The organism is Nocardioides secundeburneus (genome assembly GCF_039939255.1).
Taxonomy (GTDB): domain Bacteria; phylum Actinomycetota; class Actinomycetes; order Propionibacteriales; family Nocardioidaceae; genus Nocardioides.
The window spans coordinates 449,382-466,705 of sequence record NZ_JBDUUE010000002.1; the positions used below are offsets into that span (position 1 = coordinate 449,382).

The window sequence follows — 17,324 nt, forward strand, 5'->3', positions numbered from 1 at the left end:
CGGGGGCTCACGCGCCGGACGCCGGCTTGAGGACGTAGCCGGCGCCGCGCATGGTGTGGATCATCGGGTCACGGCCGGCGTCGATCTTCTTGCGCAGGTAGGAGATGTAGAGCTCGACGACGTTGGCCTGACCGCCGAAGTCGTAGTTCCAGACCCGGTCGAGGATCTGGGCCTTGCTCAGCACCCGCCGCGGGTTGCGCATGAGGTAGCGGAGCAGCTCGAACTCGGTCGCGGTCAGCGAGATCTCGTCGCCGGCGCGGGTGACCTCGTGGCTGTCCTCGTCGAGGGTGAGGTCGCCGACGCTGAGCACGGACGACGTCGCCGCCTGCTGCGCCCCCGAGCGTCGCATCAGCGCGCGCAGCCGGGCCACGACCTCCTCGAGCGAGAACGGCTTGGTGACGTAGTCGTCGCCGCCGGCGGTGAGCCCGGCGATGCGGTCCTCGACGGCGTCGCGGGCGGTGAGGAACAGGACGGGGACGTCGGGGTCGGTGCCGCGCAGGCGGCGCAGGACCTCCATGCCGTCGAAGTCGGGGAGCATCATGTCGAGCACGACGGCGTCGGGTCGGAGCTCCCTGGCCGCGGCCACGGCCTTCGACCCGGTGTGCGCGGACGAGACCTGCCAGCCCTCGTAGCGCAGCGCCATCGAGATGAGCTCGGCGATGTTGACCTCGTCGTCGACGACGAGCACGCGCACGGGCGAGCCGTCGGGTCGGGTGAGGGCAGGGGAGTCCGGCGCGGCCATGCGCCCACTGTGCTCCTGCTGTCTGTGGGTTGGCTGTGAGCGCGCCCAGGGGGCGCCAGCAGCGGTCTACGGGGCGAAGACCTGGAACGCCACGCGGCCGTCGAGCGAGGGCTCGTCGGGGTCCTGGCCGGGCCCGTTGCCCGCGTCGAGGTAGGTGTGGACCGCGACCTCGTTGCCGACGCAGGTCGGGTAGGGGCCGGTGTTGGCGTCGGCCGCCCAGATCGCGCGGTAGCCGACGCCGGCGGAGTTGGAGTAGTCGGTCGAGGTGAGGATCGGGCTGTGCGACAGGTCGACGCCCGCCGACGGCTTGAGGCAGTAGATGCCCACGACGGGCTGGCCGTCGTCGGTGGCGAAGCGGACCTGGCTGAAGCCCGAGGTGCGGGTCTTGTCGAGCTTGGGTGCCAGCTGGGCGCCCCTCGGGCCGAACTGCGGGACGACGTAGGCGTAGGCCCGGCCGATGGAGGCCTTCCGCACGAGCGAGGGGTCGAGGTCGCCCGCCTTCACGCTGCCGGCCCTGAGGTCGGCGCCGCTGACGGCGCCGTCCTTGATGTCGGCGCTGGAGATGGTGTTGTCCTTGATGTCGCGGCTGGTGACCTTGGCGCCGGCGTAGCCGGCGGTCGAGGAGGCGACGACGAGGGCGAGGGTGGCGACAACCAGTCCGGGAGAGAGGATCCGCTGCATGGGGCCGACGCTAGGTCCGGCCACGCCCACCGCGCATGGCTCGAACGGGCCATCTCGACCGAGGGGGTGGGGGTCAGCGGGCGCGGTAGTCGCGTGGTGCGACGCCGACCAGCGCGGTGAAGTCGCGGCCGAAGTGGGCCTGGTCGTACCAGCCGTAGGTCGCGGCGAGGTCGGCCAGCGAGCCGTCGTAGCCGTCGTCGAGCGCGGTGACGACGTCGTGCATGCGGTAACGCGCGAGCACCCACTTCGGGCCGACGCCGACCCAGCGTGCGAACAGCCGCTCGAGCGAACGGCGTGAGGTGGCGTGACGGGTCGCGACCTGCTCGACGCGCAGGAGGCTTCGATCGGACAGCATGTCCGAGACGATGGTCAGCAGCCTCTCGTAGGAGGGGTCGACGGCCTCGGGGGCGAGCGGCTCGAGCGCGGCGCAGAAGGCGGCGGTCGCGACGTCGGCCGCGGTACCGGGAACGAAGGCGGCAAGGGCGTCGTGCACCGACGTCGGCAGGAGCTGCCTCGCGGGCACGGTGCGGTCGGTGAGCGCGCCGACGTCGCAGCCGGTGAGGGCGACCAGCCCGCCGGGGCGCAGCTTCACGCCGTGCACCCAGCCGCGCCCGGCGACGTCGACGTCGAACCGGCGGGTCGTGACGCCGGTGACGAGCACGGCCTCGCCGTCGGCCTCGGGGCGCGCGGCGCCGTGCTCGACGGTGAGGTTGCAGGTCGGGTGCGGGACGACGGCGCTCGGGTAGCGGGTGCCGGAGGGCAGGTCCCAGTCCAGCGTCCAGTGGTACTCGACCCACGGCGTCAGGGCCGCGGAGGTCTCGGTGCGGACGACGGAGACGTGCCGGGCGAACTCCTCCGGCCGCAGGATGCCGGCGCGGGTCGACGTCGCATTTCTCCTAGCCGTCACGACGCCAGCCTAGGGACGATGGGGCCATGAGCTCACCCGTGCTGAAGATGACCACCCTCGACTGCGCCGACGTGCGGGCCCAGACGGCGTTCTGGTCGGGACTGCTCGGGTGGCAGGTCGCTCACGAGCAGGACGAGTACGCGATGCTCGTGCCCGGCGACGGCGGCGATGGCGGCCGTGGAGCGGCCCTCGGGTTCGGACAGGTGCCCGACTACCAGCCGCCGTCGTGGCCCGACGCGGGCGGTCGCAAGCAGTTCCACTTCGATCTCGCCTGCGACGACCTCGCCGCGACCGAGGCCCGGGCACTCGAGCTGGGCGCCACGCTCGCCGACCCCCAGCCCGGGGAGACCTGGCGGGTGCTGCTCGACCCGGCCGGGCACCCGTTCTGCCTCACCGACGCCGCGAACTGGTAAGCGCCTGCACGAGGTCCGCACAGGCTGCGCACAGCGCGCGAGGCCACCGTGGGGAACATGAACGACACGCTGCCCCACGAGCCCGTCCCCACGGCCGTCGCCCCGGAGCCGACCAGTCCGAAGCGGGGCCTCAGGCACCGCGTGCTCGGGTTCCGGGCCGTCGCCGCGGTGGCCCTGGCCTCGCTGGTCCTCGGCGGGCTCGGCGGCGTCGCGCTCGGCGCGGTGAGCAACGGCGCCGACGGGCAGCAGGGCCCCGGTGGCGGTCCGGGCGGGCGCGGGGGTCAGGGCCAGTTCCCGGGTCTCCAGCAGCTCCAGCAGCTCCAGCAGCTCCAGCAGCTCCAGCAGGGCCAGCAGCAGGACGGCGGCCTGTCGGGCTTCCCGGTGCCCGACGGGTCCGGGGGCCTGCGGCAGGGACAGCTGCCGCCCGGGGCGGGACTGCCTCCCGGCACCGTGCCCCAGGACGACGTGCGGCCCGATGCTCAGTCGGACGGGCTGTCCGACGGATCGGGTGGCACCAACACCTGAGTCACTACCTCCGGGTCGCCAGCACGATCGCGACGATGCCCGCGACGACCACGAGGGCCGCGATGACGGCGAGGGTGATCTTGACGGCGCTGTAGGGACGCTCACCGACGACCTTGCCGGTGTTGGCGTTGACCAGCACCTGGAAGGACTTCCCGGCGTGCAGGTACGTGGCGATCCACAGCGGCATCAGCACCAGCTTGAACATCGCCTCGGAGTAGGTGACGTCCATGTCGTGGATGCGCTGCTCGTCGCCGCCGATGTCGCGCTCGACGTCGCCCTTGATCACCCCGCGCATCTCGTCGCGAGCCTCCTTGGCGCCGTCGCGTGGCGTCACGTCGTAGCGCAGCGCCGAGTAGCCGGTGACCCACTCGTCCTGGTACGGCTTGGCGTCGGCCAGGCTCCACGGACCCATCTGGTCGAGCTGCTTGCGCTCGAGGTGGTGGCTGGCCACGACCAGGACGTCGTCGAAGAACCGGCTCACGTGGCCGGACGCGTCGCGCCACCGGGTGCGACGCTCCTGGTAGGTCTCGGTGCGGGAGCCGCCCTTGCCGTCGGAGACGGTGCGGGTACGGGTCACGTAGTAGTAGTCGCCGCGCTGGCCGGAGTAGTCGGTGGCGGTCTGGGCGTCGAAGGTCCAGTGCGGGATGTAGGTGCCCTTCAGGCCCTCGGTCGAGCCGACCTCCTTCAGGCTGTTGGGCGCGAACCAGCGGGAGCCGACCCACTGCTTGAAGTGGTCGCGGGCGCCGTCGCGGTCGACCTTGAACGGGACGACGGCCTCGGGCTGCACGACGCCGTCGGGCACCGTGGTCGCGACGAGCGCACCGCCGCAGAACTGGCAGGCGCTCGAGACGTTCGTGGTCTCGGTCTGCGCGCCGCAGTTCTGGCAGCGCAGCTCGACGGCCGCCGTCAGCGCGGCCACCTGCAGCCCGCCGTGCTTGGCCTGCCACTCGTCGTAGGAGTGCTCGCGGATGGTCAGGTGCTCGCTCGCGATGTCGCGGACGGCGCCGCACGAGCCGCACTTGAGCGTCGTCGTGCCGGGCGCGTAGGCCACCTGGGCGCCGCAGCTCGGGCAGGCGGCGCTCAGCGGCGCAGGGGTGCTCTCGGTCGTCATGCGGACCTCAGCCCTGCGGCGGCAGCGGCGGCGGTCCGCCGGCCGGCGGGGCCTGCGGCGGCAACGGCGGCGGGGTGGCGGCGAACAGCGCGCGCACCTCGGCGACGTCGGCGGCCGGCGTCCACGACGCCATGCCGTCGCGCCACACGAGGGTCTCGCGGGTGACCTCGCCGGCCTCGATGCGGGCCTCGATCTCGGCCCGCTCGAGCGGACCGACCTGGGCCCCGCCGATGGCGACGAAGAACGCCGACGACGACGCCGGCACCGGCGGGGGAGCGGCGGCGGCCTGGGCGGGCGGTTGAGCAGGCTGCTGGGGCTGCTGGTTCGGCGCGAGCGCCTGGGCCATCTGCTGGCCGAGCGCGACCCCCACGCCGAGCCCGACACCCTCGCCGGCCCCGCCGGGGTTGTTGGCGGCGTCGCCGATGGCGGTGGCGGCCTGGAACTTGGCGTAGGCGTCGAGGTTGCCGAGCACGCCCATCGAGGTGCGCTTGTCGAGCACCGCCTCGACCTCCGGCGGCAGGGAGATGTTCTCGATCACGAACCGCGGGATCGTGATGCCCATCGGCTCGAGCTGCTCGGTGAGCGTGAGGGCGAGCTGGTCGGCGATGCCCTGCTGGTTGGCGGCCAGGTCGAGCATCGGCACGTCGGCCTTGGCCAGCGCGGTGCCGAGCTGCGAGACGACGTTCTGGCGCAGGAACTCCGAGACCTCCTCGGTGCGGAACTGCGGGTCGGTGCCGACCAGCTCGCGCAGCAGCTTCGCCGGGTCGTCGATCTTGAGCGCGTAGGTCCCGAAGGCGCGCAGGCGCACCATGCCGAACTCGGCGTCGCGGATCGTGACCGGGTTCTGGGTGCCCCACTTGAAGTCGGTGAACTGCCGCGTGGCGACGAAGTAGACCTCGGCCTTGAACGGCGATTCGAAGCCGTACTTCCAGCCCTTGAGCGTGGACAGGATCGGCAGGTTCTTCGTCTCGAGCGTGTAGGTGCCCGGGGTGAAGACGTCGGCGATCTCGCCCTCGTTGACGAAGACCGCGGTCTGGCCCTCACGGACGACGAGCTGCGCCTTGTTCTTGATCTCGTTGTCGTGGCGCGGGAAGCGCCAGACCAGCGTGTCGCGGCTGTCGTCGAGGAACTCGACGATGTCGATGAACTCGCCGCGGATGCTGTCCATGAAGCCCATGGCTGTGTCTCCTCAGGATGGGGGTGACGGGACCGTAGCCGACGTCCGATCTCGTACGCCGCATTATTCTGCTCGACCGGACCGGGCAGAATAGTCAGGTCATGTCCCCACCGATTGCCGAGCGGCGCATCTCCTACCCACCCCAGCTGCCGGTCAGTCAGCGCAAGGACGAGATTCTCGAGGCGATCCGCGACCACCAGGTCGTGATCGTCGCCGGCGAGACCGGGTCGGGCAAGACGACCCAGCTGCCCAAGATCTGTCTCGAGCTCGGTCGCGAGCGCATCGGGCACACCCAGCCGCGGCGCATCGCGGCCCGCTCGGTCGCCGAGCGCATCGCCAGCGAGCTCGGCTCCGAGATCGGTGACCAGGTCGGCTACCAGGTGCGGTTCACCGCCCGCACCTCGCGCGCCACGCAGGTCAAGGTGATGACCGACGGCATCCTGCTCGCCGAGCTGCAGCGCGACCGGCAGCTCAAGCGCTACGACACGATCATCGTCGACGAGGCCCACGAGCGCAGCCTCAACATCGACTTCCTGCTCGGCTACCTCAAGCGGCTGCTGCCGCGCCGTCCCGACCTCAAGCTGGTCATCACCTCGGCGACCATCGACGTCGAGCGGTTCTCGCAGCACTTCGCCGTCGACGGCAGGCCGGCGCCGGTCGTCGAGGTGAGCGGCCGCACCTTCCCCGTCGAGGTGCGCTACCGGCCCCTGGTCTCCGACGACGGCGACGACGAGGCCGACGACGACGGCGAGCTCGTCGTCCGCGACCAGACCGAGGCGATCGTCGACGCCGTCAAGGAGCTCGGCGCCGAGGGGGACGGCGACGTGCTCGTCTTCCTGCCCGGCGAGCGCGAGATCCGCGACACCGCCGACGCCCTGACCACCGCCCTCGGCGAGCGCGGGCCCGACATCGTCCCGCTCTACTCCCGCCTCTCGGCCGCCGAGCAGCACCGCGTCTTCGCCAGCCACTCCCGCCGGCGCGTGGTGCTGGCCACCAACGTCGCCGAGACGTCGCTGACCGTGCCCGGCATCCGCTACGTCGTCGACACCGGCGTCGCGCGCATCTCGCGCTACTCGGTGCGCACGAAGGTGCAGCGGCTGCCGATCGAGCCGGTCAGCCAGGCCTCGGCCAACCAGCGGGCCGGCCGGTGCGGCCGCGTCGCGCCCGGCATCGCGATCCGGCTCTACTCCGAGGCCGACTACGAGGCGCGGCCGGAGTTCACCGAGCCCGAGATCCTGCGCACCAACCTGGCCTCCGTCATCCTCCAGATGACCTCGCTCGGCCTCGGCGAGGTCGCCCGCTTCCCCTTCGTCGAGCCGCCCGACAAGCGCAACGTGCAGGCCGGCGTCCAGCTGCTGGAGGAGCTGGGTGCCGTCGAGACCGGGATGGTCGCGGACGTTCCGCACCAGCGACGCCGCGGTGCGAAAGGTCCACGACCATCGGACGGGCCGCGGCTCACCGAGGTCGGACGACGCCTGTCGCGGCTGCCGATCGACCCGCGCCTCGCGCGGATGATCCTCGAGGCCGAGCGTCTCGGCTGCGTACGTGAGGTCGTCGTCATCGCCGCCGCGCTGAGCCTGCAGGACCCCCGCGAGCGTCCGGCCGAGCAGCGTCCGCAGGCCGACCAGCAGCACGCCCGGTTCAAGGTCGAGGGCTCCGACTTCCTCGGCTGGCTCGAGCTGTGGCGCTACCTCAAGCAGCAGCAGAAGGAGCTCAGCAGCAGCGCCTTCCGGCGCATGTGCAAGCGCGAGTTCCTCAACTACCTGCGCGTGCGCGAGTGGCAGGAGTTCGAGTCGCAGCTGCGCCAGGTGTGCCGCGAGATGAAGATCGACGTCGGCGCTCAGCCGTCGAACGGGGCCGACGTCGTGGACGCCGACGGCATCCACCAGGCGCTGCTCTCGGGCCTGCTGTCGCACATCGGCCTGCTCGACGAGCGCGAGGAGCCGCGCGGCGGGGGCAGGCCGACCGGGCGTCGTCCGATGCGCGAGTACCTCGGCGCCCGGGGCGCGAAGTTCGCGATCTTCCCCGGTAGCGGCCTCGCCAAGAAGAACCCGCCGTTCCTGATGGCCGGCGAGCTCGTCGAGACCGGGCGGCTCTGGGCCCGCCAGAACGCCGCGATCGACCCCGAGTGGGCCGAGCGCCTCGGCGCCCACCTGGTCAAGCGCACCTACTCCGAGCCGCACTGGTCGAAGAAGCGCGCCCAGGTGCTGGCCCACGAGAAGGTGACGCTCTACGGCGTCCCGATCGTCGCCGACCGGCTCGTCGGCTTCGGCAACGTCGACCGGGCCACCAGCCGCGAGCTGTTCATCCGCCACGCGCTGGTGCAGGGCGAGTGGCACACCCGCCAGAAGTTCTTCAGCCGCAACCGCGAGCTGCTCGAGGAGGCGATGGCGCTCGAGCACCGCGCCCGCCGGCGCGACATCGTGGTCGACGAGTACACGCTCTTCGACTTCTACGACGCGCGCATCGGCCCCGACGTCGTCAGCGGCGCCCACTTCGACTCCTGGTGGAAGCGCGAGCGGCAGCAGCGGCCCGACCTGCTCACCTTCGACCTCGACATGCTCACCCGCGACGCGGCCGCCTCGGTGCAGGAGCAGGACTTCCCGACGTCGTGGGCCGGCCCCAGCCGGACCGGCGAGGGCCTGATCTTCCCGATCAGCTACCACTTCGAGCCCGGCGCCGCCGACGACGGCCTCACCATCGACGTCCCGGTCGCCACGCTCAACCAGGTCGACGACGGCGACTTCTCCTGGAACGTGCCGGGCCTGCGCGAGGAGCTCGTGACCAGCCTCATCCGCAGCCTGCCGAAGAACCTGCGCGTCCCGCTCGTGCCCGCCCCCGACAAGGCGCGACAGTTCCTGCGCGAGGTGCCGGCCGGCGAGGAGCCGTTGCTCGACGCGCTCGAACGGTGGTGCCGGGCGACCACCGGCGTCGTCGTCCCGCGCGAGGCTTGGGACTGGTCGAAGGTCGCCGATCACCTGCGGCCCACCTACCGCGTGGTCGACGACGCCGGCGCCGAGCAGGCCCGCGGCAAGGACCTCGACGCCCTCAAGGCCCCACTCCGCCCGCAGTTCGCCGCGGCGCTCGACGAGGTCGCCGCCGACAGCGGTCTGGCCTCGACCGGCCAGACGTCGTGGACGTTCGGCACCGTCGCGCCGTCGATCACCGAGCGCCGGACCGGGCACGAGGTCACGGCCTACCCCGCCCTCGTCGACGAGGGCACGACCGTCGGCCTGCAGGTCGTCGGCTCGCGCGACGAGGCAGCGTCGCGGCACCGGCTCGGCGTACGCCGCCTGCTGGCGCTGGCCGTGCCCGACCCGACGGGCGTCGTCCTCGACTCGTTGACCAACCTGGAGAAGCTCGGCCTCGCCGGCTCGCCCTACCCGACCGTGGCCGAGCTGCTCGCCGACTGCCGGGTCGCGGTGCTCTCCGACGTCGTCGACGCCCGTCCGGAGGTGCGCGACGAGACGGCGTTCGCGACGCTCGTCGCCGAGGCCGCGCGCGACCACGAGGCCGCGGTACGCGCGGTGGTGGCCGACGTCGTCACGGTGCTCGAGCGGTGGCGCAGCGCCGACAAGGCTCTCGCCGGTCGCGCCGACATGTACCAGCTGCCGGCGCTCACTGACATGTTGGCCCAGCTGGCCCGCCTGGTCGGCCGCGGGTTCGTCGGCGAGGCCGGCGCGCGCCGCCTGCGCCGGTTCCCGGTCTACCTGCGCGCCCTCGAGGCCCGGCGCGAGCGCCTCGCCGACAGCCTCCAGCGCGACCGGCAGCTGATGGACCAGGTCGTCCAGCTGCAGGACGCCTACCAGCACCGCCTCGACGCCCTGCCCGCCGGCCGTCCCCCCGACGACCGCGTGCGCCAGGTGCGGTGGATGCTCGAGGAGCTCCGCGTGTCGCTGTGGGCGCAACAGCTCGGCACCGACGGCCCCGTGAGCGACCAGCGCATCCGCAAGGCCCTGGCCTGATCCGACGCCGATCCGATCTGACGCTGATCGAGGTGCGAGCGGAGCGAGGCTCGAGATCTCTGGCCACGAGCACCCAGGCGTGGATCGAAGGGTCACGAGCTTCCTCGCAGAGCTCGTCGCACCTCGACCAGCCGCGGGCGCCAGGGTGCCGCACGTAGTGTGGTGCGGTGCCCGAACGCCCCCACCACAAGCCGATGCCGCGCTGGTCCGGCTTCTTCGACGAGGTCGAGGGCGGGGCCGACCCGGCCGTGGTGCGTGAGGCCGCCGACCGGGCCGCGGCCGTGCTGGTGCGGGGCGCGGGCGGCACCGCCGACCCGGCCGTCGCCGAACGGCTCCTCCACCTCGCCGACACCGAGGGCATCGAGACGATCGCCGAGGTCTGGGCCGGCGCGCCCGCCGACTCGCTCGCCGGCTGCCTGTGGCGGCTGTTCCTGCTCCGCTCGTGGGTGCACCGCGAGCCCGTCCGGGCCGCCCGTGAGTACGACGCCGGACGCCGCCACGCCGAGGTCGCCGAGGTGGTCGCCGGCGTCGCCGACCCGCCCGGGCCCGACGAGCTGCGCGCGATGGTCGACGCCGTCCTGCGCGGCATCGCCGGCTCGGAGTTCGCCGACGTGCTGCTGCGGGCCTCGGCGTTCGCCCGGGTCGTCGCCGCGGGCCGGGCGGCGATGACCGAGCCGTCCCACGACGACGTCCGACGCGTGCTCGGCCTCGCCGAGCAGCTCGAGGCGGCGGCCCACCTCGAGCTCGCCGGCCGCCTCAGCTGAGGCGGCGGCGCAGACGCCGAAGCACGTCGGACCGGGAGCGCCTCACGGCGCGTGGCCGCTCGTGGCGGCTTATTGTGGGACCCGGGGCTGCCGCAGCCCGACGTGCTTCGACAAGCGTCAACGCTACTCCCTTCGAGGCATTCCTCAAGGGGTGGCCGCGGGTCGTCGTGGTGACGAAGCCGACGTCCGGGCGCGCCCGCGCGGTGCCGGGCCGAGACTGTCGTCACTCCCGGATAGGGTGACCCGGCACCGACCGCTGACCACAGGAGACCGCATGCGACGACGCTGGAGCCGACGGCTCGCGCTCGTCGTCGTCCCGGCGGTGGTCAGTGTGTCCCTCGCGGCCTGCGACGGCGGCGCCGACCCCGAGCCCGACCCCGCGACCCCGAGCCAGGTCCGGCTCAGCTTCGGGGTCTTCGGCACCGAGCCCGAGCTCGCGGCCTACCAGGAGGTCGTCGACGACTACAACGCCGAGGCCGAGAGCGTCGAGGTCGAGCTGCTGACCTGGCCGACGAGCGAGGCGATGACCGCCGACCTCGACTCCGGCACCGCCCAGCCCGACGTCTACCTCCTCGCCCGGCGCGACCTGCGCCGCGTCGTCGAGGAGGGGCGCAACGAGCCGCTCTTCGAGCTGCTCGCCGAGCGCAACGTCAGCTACGGCGACAGCTTCGCCCAGCCGGCGATCAACGCCTTCTCCGCCGACGACGACCTGCAGTGCATGCCGGCGTCGGTCTCGCCGATGGTGATCTACTACAACACCGACCTCGTCGACTTCGAGGCCATGCGCGAGCAGGACCTGCCCGCGCCCGACGACGAGCTCGAGGGCTGGACGTTCGAGCAGTTCGCCGCGGCCGCCGCGTTCGCCTCCCGTCCGCGGGGCGAGGTCCGTGGCGTGTCGATCACGCCCACCCTGGCGAGCATCACGCCGTTCCTGCTCTCCGGTGGCGGCAGCCTGTTCGACAGCGACGACGACCCCCGTGCGCTCGACCTCGACAGCAGCACCAACCTCGAGACGCTGGGCACGCTGCTCACGGTGCTCCGCGACCAGGACCTCACGCTCAGCGAGGAGCAGCTCGCCGAGGCCAGCCCGCAGGAGTGGTTCGAGCGCGGCGAGCTCGCCATGATCGAGGGCTTCCGCGACCTCACGCCCGAGCTGCGCCGTGTCGACGGCCTCGACTTCGACGTGATGCCGATGCCGACCATCGGCGGCGCGGCCACCATCGGCGACGTCACGGGCCTGTGCATCTCGCCCGGCGACCGCGTGCAGCAGGCCGCCGACTTCCTCGTCCACGCCATCTCCGACGAGGGCGTCGAGCCCCTGGCCCGCACCGGGTCCATCGTCCCCGCCGTGCTGTCCGTGGCCCGGAGCGACGCCTTCCTGCAGCCGACGTTGCAGCCGGAGCACGCCGGCGTCTTCAACGCCAGCGTCGACAACCTCGTGCTGCTCCCGCTCGTCGACGGCGTCGCCGAGCTCAATGCCGTCGTCGAGCCGCTGCTCACCGAGCTCCTGCTGACGCCGGGCACCGTCGACCCCGCCGAGCTCGCCGGCCAGATCGACGAGGTCTCACGGCCCGTGCTCGACCCCGACTACGACCCCGACGGCACCGGGTCGGAGTCCGACGAGCCCGAGCCCGACGACGAGTCGTCCTGAGCCGAGTCGTCCTGAGCCGGGTCGGCCGCGGCTGAGGCCGCCGCCTGGGCCGCGATCTGGTCGGCCTCGATGACGGCCCCGACGATGACCGGCGCGGTGAGCGCGATCTGCCAGGCCCGGGCCCCCAGCGTCGTCAGCTGGTCGACGACCCGGTCGAGCAGCTCGCCCGGGTCGCGGGTCGCCGGTGGGGCCCAGAGCGTGCGGCGCAGCAGGTCGGGCGTGAGCAGGTTCTCCGCCGGGACGTCGTGCTCTGCCGACAGCGCGGCGACGGCGTCGCGGGCGATGCGCAGCCGATCGGCGGCGACGGGGTCCCGATCGGCCCATGCCCGTGGCACGGGCGGGCCCTCGACCCGCGCCGCCCGCGTCGGCAGGTCGGACTCCGGCATCTCGGCCACGCGCCGCAACGCCTCGATCCAGCGGGAGGCGTAGCGCTCGGCGCCGCGGCCGTGGAAGCCCTTCAGCGACAGCAGGGCCGCGCGGTCGGTCGGCATCGCGGTGGCGGCCACGATGATCGCGGCGTCGGGCACGATGCGCCCCGGCGTGACGTCGCGGCGGGCCGCGATCTCGTCGCGCGTGTGCCACAGCTCGCGCACCGCGCCGAGCGAGCGTCGTCCGCGCACCCGGTGCAGGCCCGACGTGCGCCGCCAGGCCTCGGTGCGCGGGGTCTGCTCGAACGCGCGGAGGGCGTCGAACTCCTGGCGCGCCCACTCGGCCTTGCCGGTCTCGACGAGCTCGTCGGCGAGGCGGTCGCGCAGCTCGACGAGCACCTCGACGTCGAGCGCGGCGTACTCGAGCCACGACGCCGGCAGCGGCCGGGTCGACCAGTCGGCGGCCGAGTGCTCCTTCTTCATGCGGAACCCGAGCAGGGTCTCGACCAGGGTGGCCAGCCCGACACGGGGGTAGCCGAGCAGCCGGCCGGCGAGCTCGGTGTCGAAGAGCGCGCTGGGGTACAGGCCGAGCTCGGTGAGGCACGGCAGGTCCTGCGTGGCCGCGTGCAGGATCCACTCGGTGCCCTCGAGCGCCTCGGCGAGCGGGGCCAGCGAGTCGAAGGCCACCGGGTCGACCAGCGCCGTGCCGGCCCCCTCGCGCCGCAGCTGGATGAGGTAGGCGCGGCCGGAGTAGCGGTATCCCGAGGCGCGCTCGGCGTCGATCGCCACGGGGCCACTGCCGGCGGCGAGCGCCGTGCAGTAGGCGGTCAGCGCGTCGGAGGTGTCGATGAGGGCGGGCAGGCCGTCGGCGAGCGTCAGCAGGGGAGTCGGCTCGGCCGGCTCCTCGGTGGAGTCATCGGTCTGCTCGGGGGTCTCGTCTGGGCCGGACGTCATCAGCCCCGCTGGCCCCGTCGGCTCGGCAGCACGGCGACGCCGTCGGGCACCGGCTCGAGCCCGGACGCCGTGCAGAGCAGCTCGCCCCAGGCCTCGACGTGCGGTGCGACGTCGAGACCGTCGGGTCCGACGACCGGCGTCCAGGACGCGCGCACCTCGACCTGGGCGGTGCCGACCTCGTCGGCCATGCCGCCGAAGGACTCGGTGGCCACCCGGGTGACCGTGCCGGAGGCGTGGGTGTGCTCGGCGCCGTGCGACTGCAGCGCGTCGAGCAGCCACGACCAGCCCACCTCGGCGAGCATCGGGTCGGCGACGAGCTCGAGCTCGACCTCGCAGCGGCAGTAGGCCACGCAGCGGTAGGTGCCGTCCCAGGCGTCGTTGCCGGCCGGGTCGTGCAGCAGGATGATCCGCCCGGTGCCGACGTCGACGCCGTCGACCGTGACGTCGGCCGACAGCGCGGCCGCGTGCGGGGCGATGCGCTGGGGGGCCGGCATCTCCTCGCAGAACACCTCGGGGCGCAGGACGGCGGCACGCATCGAGGCGACCGCGGCCCGGAACTCGTGGGGCGCGGCGCTCGACTCGCCCGTGGGCTGGCGCACGACCATGAGGTCAGGGTAGGCGCGGGCCGGGGGATCCGGGCTAGGGACACGCCCACCGGGATGGGAGGCTTGCCGGGTGACGACGACTGCCGCGACGGCTGCCACGACCCCCGCCGACGGCGCGTTCCTCAAGGCCGTCCGCGGCGAGCCCGTGCCGCACACCCCGGTCTGGTTCATGCGGCAGGCGGGCCGGTCGCTGCCCGAGTACCTCGCGGTGCGCGAGGGCGTCGGCATGCTCGAGTCGTGCATGCGGCCCGAGCTGGTCGTCGAGATCACCATGCAGCCCGTGCGTCGCTACGGCGTCGACGCCGCGATCTTCTTCTCCGACATCGTGCTGCCCCTGAAGGCGGTCGGCGTCGACCTCGACATCGTGCCCGGCGTGGGGCCCGTCGTCGCCTCGCCGGTGCGCACCCTCGCCGACGTCGAGGCGATCCCCGACCTGACGCCCGAGCACGTCCCGTTCATCACCGAGGCGGTGGCCGGCCTGGTGAGCGAGCTGGGCGCGACGCCGCTGATCGGCTTCGCCGGCGCGCCCTTCACCGTGGCCTCCTACCTGGTCGAGGGCGGGCCCTCGAAGGACCACGCCCGCACGAAGGCGATGATGTTCGGCGCCCCCGACGTGTGGGACGCGCTGATGCGCAAGATCGCCGGCATCGCGGCCGCCTACCTCGAGGTGCAGGTGGCCGCGGGTGCCTCGGCCGTGCAGCTGTTCGACTCCTGGGCCGGTGCGCTCACCCCCGACGACTACCGCACGGCGGTGATGCCGCACTCGGCCCGCGTGCTCGCCGCGGCCGGGGAGCTCGGCGTGCCGCGCATCCACTTCGGCGTGGGCACGGCCAACCTGCTCGGGCTCATGGGCGAGGCCGGCGCCGACGTCGTCGGCGTCGACTGGCGCACCCCGCTGCCCGCCGCGATCGCCCAGGTCGGCGACCGTGCCATCCAGGGCAACCTCGACCCGACGCTCGTGTTCGCGCCGACCGAGGTGATGACGGCGCGGGCGGCCGAGGTGATCGAGGCCGGTCGCGCCGCGCGAGGTCACGTGTTCAACCTCGGGCACGGCGTGATCCCGGCGACCGATCCCGACCAGCTCAAGCGACTGACCGAGTTCGTGCAGGGCTACCGGCTCTAGCCCCTCGCCGCCGGCCGGCGCCGCCCGACCGGGTGGCCGACGGGTCAGCGCGCCGTGACGTTCTCCTCGACCCAGTCACGCAGGTGCGCCAGGGGGGCGGCGGCGCTGCGCCCGAGATCGGTGAGGGCGTACTCCACACGGGGTGGCACCTCGGCGTAGACGGTGCGAGTGACCAGGCCGTGCTCCTCGAGCCGCTTCATGGTCGCGGAGAGGACCTTCGGGCTGATGCCCTGCAGCCGACGACGCACCTCGCGAAGCGCCGGGGGCCGTCCTCGAGCGCGCCGATCGCCAGGGCGCTCCACTTGTCGGCGAGCAGGTCGAGCATGTCGCGGCACGGGCACATCGCGGTGTAGACGTCACCCGGGCCGCAGTCGTCGTCGGGGGTGGAGAGAGCCACTCGGCGATAGTAACCAAAGGAAACCAGGCGCCCTTGACGGTAACTGGTGCCTCCGGTTCATGCTCGGGACATGACCACCCGTGACGACACGACCATGCACGCCGTCGGCTTCGACCGCAGCCTGCCGATCGACGACCCAGCCAGCCTCCTCGACCTCGACCTGCCGCGACCCGCGCCGGGCCCGCGCGACCTCGTCGTCGAGGTCCGCGCGGTCTCGGTGAACCCCGTCGACACCAAGGTCCGCCGGGGCGGCGACCCCGACGAGACCCGGGTGCTCGGCTTCGACGCGGCCGGCGTCGTCGTCGAGGTCGGGGCCGACGTGACGCTCTTCGCCCCGGGCGACGAGGTCTGGTACGCCGGCGACATCACCCGCCCCGGCACCAACAGCGACCTGCACCTGGTCGACGAGCGGATCGTCGGGCGCAAGCCGGCCGGTCTGTCCTACGCCGACGCGGCGGCCGTGCCGCTGACCGCCATCACCGCGTGGGAGGGCTTGTTCGACAAGCTCCGTCTCGAGGCCACGAGCACCGGCACGCTCCTCGTGGTCGGCGCCAGCGGGGGCGTCGGGTCGATGGTCCTGCAGCTCGCCGAGGCCCTGCTCCCCGGCGTCCGGGTGATCGCGACGAGCTCGACGTCCGAGTCCGACGCCTGGGTCACCGACCTGGGAGCGGAGGCGACCGTCAACCACCGCGCCGACGACCTCAGGGCCCAGGTCGAGGCTGCCGCACCCGACGGCGTCGACTGGGTCTTCACCACCCGGGTGGCCGATCCCGGGCAGCTGGCGCTCTACGTCGACGTGCTGAACCCCTTCGGCGAGATCGTGGCCATCGACGACCCCGAGCACCTCGACATCGCCTTCCTCAAGAGCAAGAGCATCTCGTTCCACTGGGAGCTGATGTTCACCCGACCGATCGCCGGTGGCGACGGCCAGCTGGCCCAGCACCGCCTCCTCGAGGAGGTCGCCGACCTGGTCGAGGCCGGTCGGCTGCGCTCGACGGCGACCGCGGTGCTCGCCCCGATCGACGCCGAGCAGCTGCGCGAGGCGCACCGGCGGGCCGAGGGCGGACGCACGATCGGCAAGGTCGTCGTGACCCGCGACTGACCGGGTGCCTGGCTGCGTCAGGCGAGGTAGGAGCGGAGCTCGCGCATCGCGGTGTCGATGAGGCCGGGCAGGTCGCACGAGGTGTCGTCGAGCCACTGCTCGTAGGCCGTCAGGGCGAGCGCCAGCGAGACGTGGCCGACGGCGAGCGGCAGGCCAGCGTCGGCGCGACCGCCGGTGCGACGGGCGACGTAGTCGGCGATGACCTCGCGCCACTCGCCGTAGCGCAGCACGGAGTGGGCCTGGAGGGCGGGCGTCCGCAGGATCAGCCGCATGCGCTCGGCGTGCGGCGGGTCGGCGTCCGGCGGGAACTCGTTGAAGGCGAGCACCCCGCGGTGCACGGCCTCCCACAGCGGCACGTCGTCGGGGACGGCGTCCAGCAGGTCGGCGAACGCCTCGAGGGTGCGGTCGAACTGCCCCCACGGGATGTCGTTCTTGGAGGGGAAGTAGCGGAACAGCGTGCGCTTGCCGACCCCGACCTCGGCGGCGATCGCGTCGAGCGAGGTGCCGTCGAAGCCGTGCTCGGCGAAGAGCCGGAACGAGGCCTGCTCGATGGCGGCGTGCGACGTCGCGCTCGGTCGCCCGGGGGCACGGCGCGACGACGGCGGCGGGGGCATGGCGGCAACCTACCCATGCCGACGGCGCCGTCCGGACGAGGTGCGAAGAGCCTGCCTGAGACCTCTTTCCTTTTGGCAACCGGTGCCATAACTTTGTGGCCCACGTCACCCAGCAGAGAGGAGTCGGACATGAACCCCGACAACGAAAACGCCGAGCAGGCCGAGCTCACCAGCGCCGACCTCGTCGAAGAGGTCTCCATCGACGGCATGTGCGGCGTCTACTGA

At 72.9% G+C, this 17,324-nt stretch carries 17 protein-coding genes; 8 read left to right on the forward strand and 9 right to left on the reverse strand.

Annotated features, from left to right (window positions below; genetic code table 11):
• Positions 1-7: 7 nt before the first annotated feature.
• The 3 genes from ABFT23_RS07215 to ABFT23_RS07225 form a co-directional block, all read right to left on the reverse strand.
• Positions 8-742: a response regulator transcription factor gene (locus ABFT23_RS07215; RefSeq protein WP_347893712.1), complete on the reverse strand. Its 735-nt coding sequence runs from the start codon at positions 740-742 to the stop codon at positions 8-10.
• 66 nt (positions 743-808) lie between these two features.
• The gene (locus ABFT23_RS07220) at positions 809-1,423 is read right to left on the reverse strand and encodes a hypothetical protein (protein ID WP_347893714.1); all 615 of its coding nucleotides are present in this window, start codon (positions 1,421-1,423) and stop codon (positions 809-811) included.
• A 73-nt stretch (positions 1,424-1,496) separates the two neighbouring features.
• Positions 1,497-2,330 carry an AraC family transcriptional regulator gene (locus tag ABFT23_RS07225; protein WP_347893716.1) on the reverse strand — a complete coding sequence of 278 codons (834 nt, stop codon included), beginning with the start codon at positions 2,328-2,330 and terminating at the stop codon, positions 1,497-1,499.
• Positions 2,331-2,356: 26 nt separating this feature from the next.
• Here ABFT23_RS07225 and ABFT23_RS07230 point away from each other — a divergent pair, with 26 nt between their 5' ends.
• Both ABFT23_RS07230 and ABFT23_RS07235 read left to right on the forward strand, forming a co-directional pair.
• Positions 2,357-2,743 carry a VOC family protein gene (locus ABFT23_RS07230; RefSeq protein ID WP_347893718.1) on the forward strand — a complete coding sequence of 129 codons (387 nt, stop codon included), beginning with the start codon at positions 2,357-2,359 and terminating at the stop codon, positions 2,741-2,743.
• A 57-nt stretch (positions 2,744-2,800) separates the two neighbouring features.
• Positions 2,801-3,268 carry a hypothetical protein gene (locus ABFT23_RS07235; protein ID WP_347893719.1) on the forward strand — a complete coding sequence of 156 codons (468 nt, stop codon included), beginning with the start codon at positions 2,801-2,803 and terminating at the stop codon, positions 3,266-3,268.
• Positions 3,269-3,272: 4 nt separating this feature from the next.
• Here the strand turns inward: ABFT23_RS07235 and ABFT23_RS07240 are convergent, their stop codons facing one another.
• Together ABFT23_RS07240 and ABFT23_RS07245 are read right to left on the reverse strand one after the other, a co-directional pair.
• Positions 3,273-4,379: a hypothetical protein gene (locus ABFT23_RS07240; protein WP_347893721.1), complete on the reverse strand. Its 1,107-nt coding sequence runs from the start codon at positions 4,377-4,379 to the stop codon at positions 3,273-3,275.
• A gap of 7 nt (positions 4,380-4,386) precedes the next feature.
• Positions 4,387-5,556 (reverse strand): SPFH domain-containing protein, encoded by a 1,170-nt coding sequence (locus ABFT23_RS07245; RefSeq protein WP_347893723.1) that lies wholly within the window; start codon positions 5,554-5,556, stop codon positions 4,387-4,389.
• A gap of 101 nt (positions 5,557-5,657) precedes the next feature.
• Between ABFT23_RS07245 and hrpA the strand changes: the two genes are divergently transcribed.
• From hrpA to ABFT23_RS07260, 3 genes are all read left to right on the forward strand, one after another.
• Positions 5,658-9,521 (forward strand): ATP-dependent RNA helicase HrpA, encoded by a 3,864-nt coding sequence (gene hrpA, locus ABFT23_RS07250; RefSeq protein WP_347893725.1) that lies wholly within the window; start codon positions 5,658-5,660, stop codon positions 9,519-9,521.
• 167 nt (positions 9,522-9,688) lie between these two features.
• Positions 9,689-10,285 (forward strand): hypothetical protein, encoded by a 597-nt coding sequence (locus tag ABFT23_RS07255; protein ID WP_347893727.1) that lies wholly within the window; start codon positions 9,689-9,691, stop codon positions 10,283-10,285.
• A gap of 274 nt (positions 10,286-10,559) precedes the next feature.
• Positions 10,560-11,936 (forward strand): extracellular solute-binding protein, encoded by a 1,377-nt coding sequence (locus tag ABFT23_RS07260; RefSeq protein ID WP_347893729.1) that lies wholly within the window; start codon positions 10,560-10,562, stop codon positions 11,934-11,936.
• Here ABFT23_RS07260 and ABFT23_RS07265 read toward each other — a convergent pair.
• On the reverse strand, positions 11,873-13,258 hold the full coding sequence (locus ABFT23_RS07265) for a ribonuclease D (RefSeq protein ID WP_347893730.1): 1,386 nt from the start codon (positions 13,256-13,258) through the stop codon (positions 11,873-11,875). The two genes, ABFT23_RS07260 and ABFT23_RS07265, sit on opposite strands and share 64 nt — an antisense overlap.
• The gene (locus ABFT23_RS07270) at positions 13,258-13,863 is read right to left on the reverse strand and encodes a DUF3000 domain-containing protein (RefSeq protein ID WP_347893732.1); all 606 of its coding nucleotides are present in this window, start codon (positions 13,861-13,863) and stop codon (positions 13,258-13,260) included. Before ABFT23_RS07270 ends, ABFT23_RS07265 begins: the two co-directional genes overlap by 1 nt.
• A 70-nt stretch (positions 13,864-13,933) precedes the next feature.
• On the opposite strand from ABFT23_RS07270, the gene hemE reads away from it, so the two are divergent.
• Positions 13,934-14,986 carry a uroporphyrinogen decarboxylase gene (gene hemE / locus ABFT23_RS07275; RefSeq protein ID WP_347893734.1) on the forward strand — a complete coding sequence of 351 codons (1,053 nt, stop codon included), beginning with the start codon at positions 13,934-13,936 and terminating at the stop codon, positions 14,984-14,986.
• Positions 14,987-15,030: 44 nt separating this feature from the next.
• Here hemE and ABFT23_RS07280 read toward each other — a convergent pair whose 3' ends face one another.
• The gene (locus ABFT23_RS07280) at positions 15,031-15,234 is read right to left on the reverse strand and encodes a winged helix-turn-helix transcriptional regulator (protein WP_347893736.1); all 204 of its coding nucleotides are present in this window, start codon (positions 15,232-15,234) and stop codon (positions 15,031-15,033) included.
• Between the two features lie 219 nt (positions 15,235-15,453).
• Between ABFT23_RS07280 and ABFT23_RS07285 the strand changes: the two genes are divergently transcribed.
• Entirely contained in the window at positions 15,454-16,485 is a 1,032-nt protein-coding gene (locus ABFT23_RS07285; RefSeq protein ID WP_347893738.1) for a zinc-binding alcohol dehydrogenase family protein, read from the forward strand.
• A gap of 17 nt (positions 16,486-16,502) precedes the next feature.
• Here the strand turns inward: ABFT23_RS07285 and mftR are convergent, their stop codons facing one another.
• Positions 16,503-17,099: a mycofactocin system transcriptional regulator gene (mftR, locus tag ABFT23_RS07290; RefSeq protein ID WP_347893740.1), complete on the reverse strand. Its 597-nt coding sequence runs from the start codon at positions 17,097-17,099 to the stop codon at positions 16,503-16,505.
• A 129-nt stretch (positions 17,100-17,228) separates the two neighbouring features.
• Between mftR and mftA the strand changes: the two genes are divergently transcribed.
• Entirely contained in the window at positions 17,229-17,324 is a 96-nt protein-coding gene (gene mftA, locus ABFT23_RS07295; protein WP_347893742.1) for a mycofactocin precursor MftA, read from the forward strand.

Bases quoted from the DNA above. Each gene is read 5' to 3' on its own strand.
- ABFT23_RS07215 (WP_347893712.1), bottom strand. From the start codon at position 742: ATGGCCGCGCCGGACTCCCCTGCCCTCACCCGACCCGACGGCTCGCCC.
- ABFT23_RS07220 (WP_347893714.1), bottom strand. From the start codon at position 1,423: ATGCAGCGGATCCTCTCTCCCGGACTGGTTGTCGCCACCCTCGCCCTC.
- ABFT23_RS07230 (WP_347893718.1), top strand. From the start codon at position 2,357: ATGAGCTCACCCGTGCTGAAGATGACCACCCTCGACTGCGCCGACGTG.
- ABFT23_RS07235 (WP_347893719.1), top strand. From the start codon at position 2,801: ATGAACGACACGCTGCCCCACGAGCCCGTCCCCACGGCCGTCGCCCCG.
- ABFT23_RS07240 (WP_347893721.1), bottom strand. From the start codon at position 4,379: ATGACGACCGAGAGCACCCCTGCGCCGCTGAGCGCCGCCTGCCCGAGC.
- ABFT23_RS07245 (WP_347893723.1), bottom strand. From the start codon at position 5,556: ATGGGCTTCATGGACAGCATCCGCGGCGAGTTCATCGACATCGTCGAG.
- hrpA (WP_347893725.1), top strand. From the start codon at position 5,658: ATGTCCCCACCGATTGCCGAGCGGCGCATCTCCTACCCACCCCAGCTG.
- ABFT23_RS07260 (WP_347893729.1), top strand. From the start codon at position 10,560: ATGCGACGACGCTGGAGCCGACGGCTCGCGCTCGTCGTCGTCCCGGCG.
- ABFT23_RS07265 (WP_347893730.1), bottom strand. From the start codon at position 13,258: ATGACGTCCGGCCCAGACGAGACCCCCGAGCAGACCGATGACTCCACC.
- ABFT23_RS07270 (WP_347893732.1), bottom strand. From the start codon at position 13,863: ATGGTCGTGCGCCAGCCCACGGGCGAGTCGAGCGCCGCGCCCCACGAG.
- ABFT23_RS07285 (WP_347893738.1), top strand. From the start codon at position 15,454: ATGACCACCCGTGACGACACGACCATGCACGCCGTCGGCTTCGACCGC.
- mftR (WP_347893740.1), bottom strand. From the start codon at position 17,099: ATGCCCCCGCCGCCGTCGTCGCGCCGTGCCCCCGGGCGACCGAGCGCG.
- mftA (WP_347893742.1), top strand. From the start codon at position 17,229: ATGAACCCCGACAACGAAAACGCCGAGCAGGCCGAGCTCACCAGCGCC.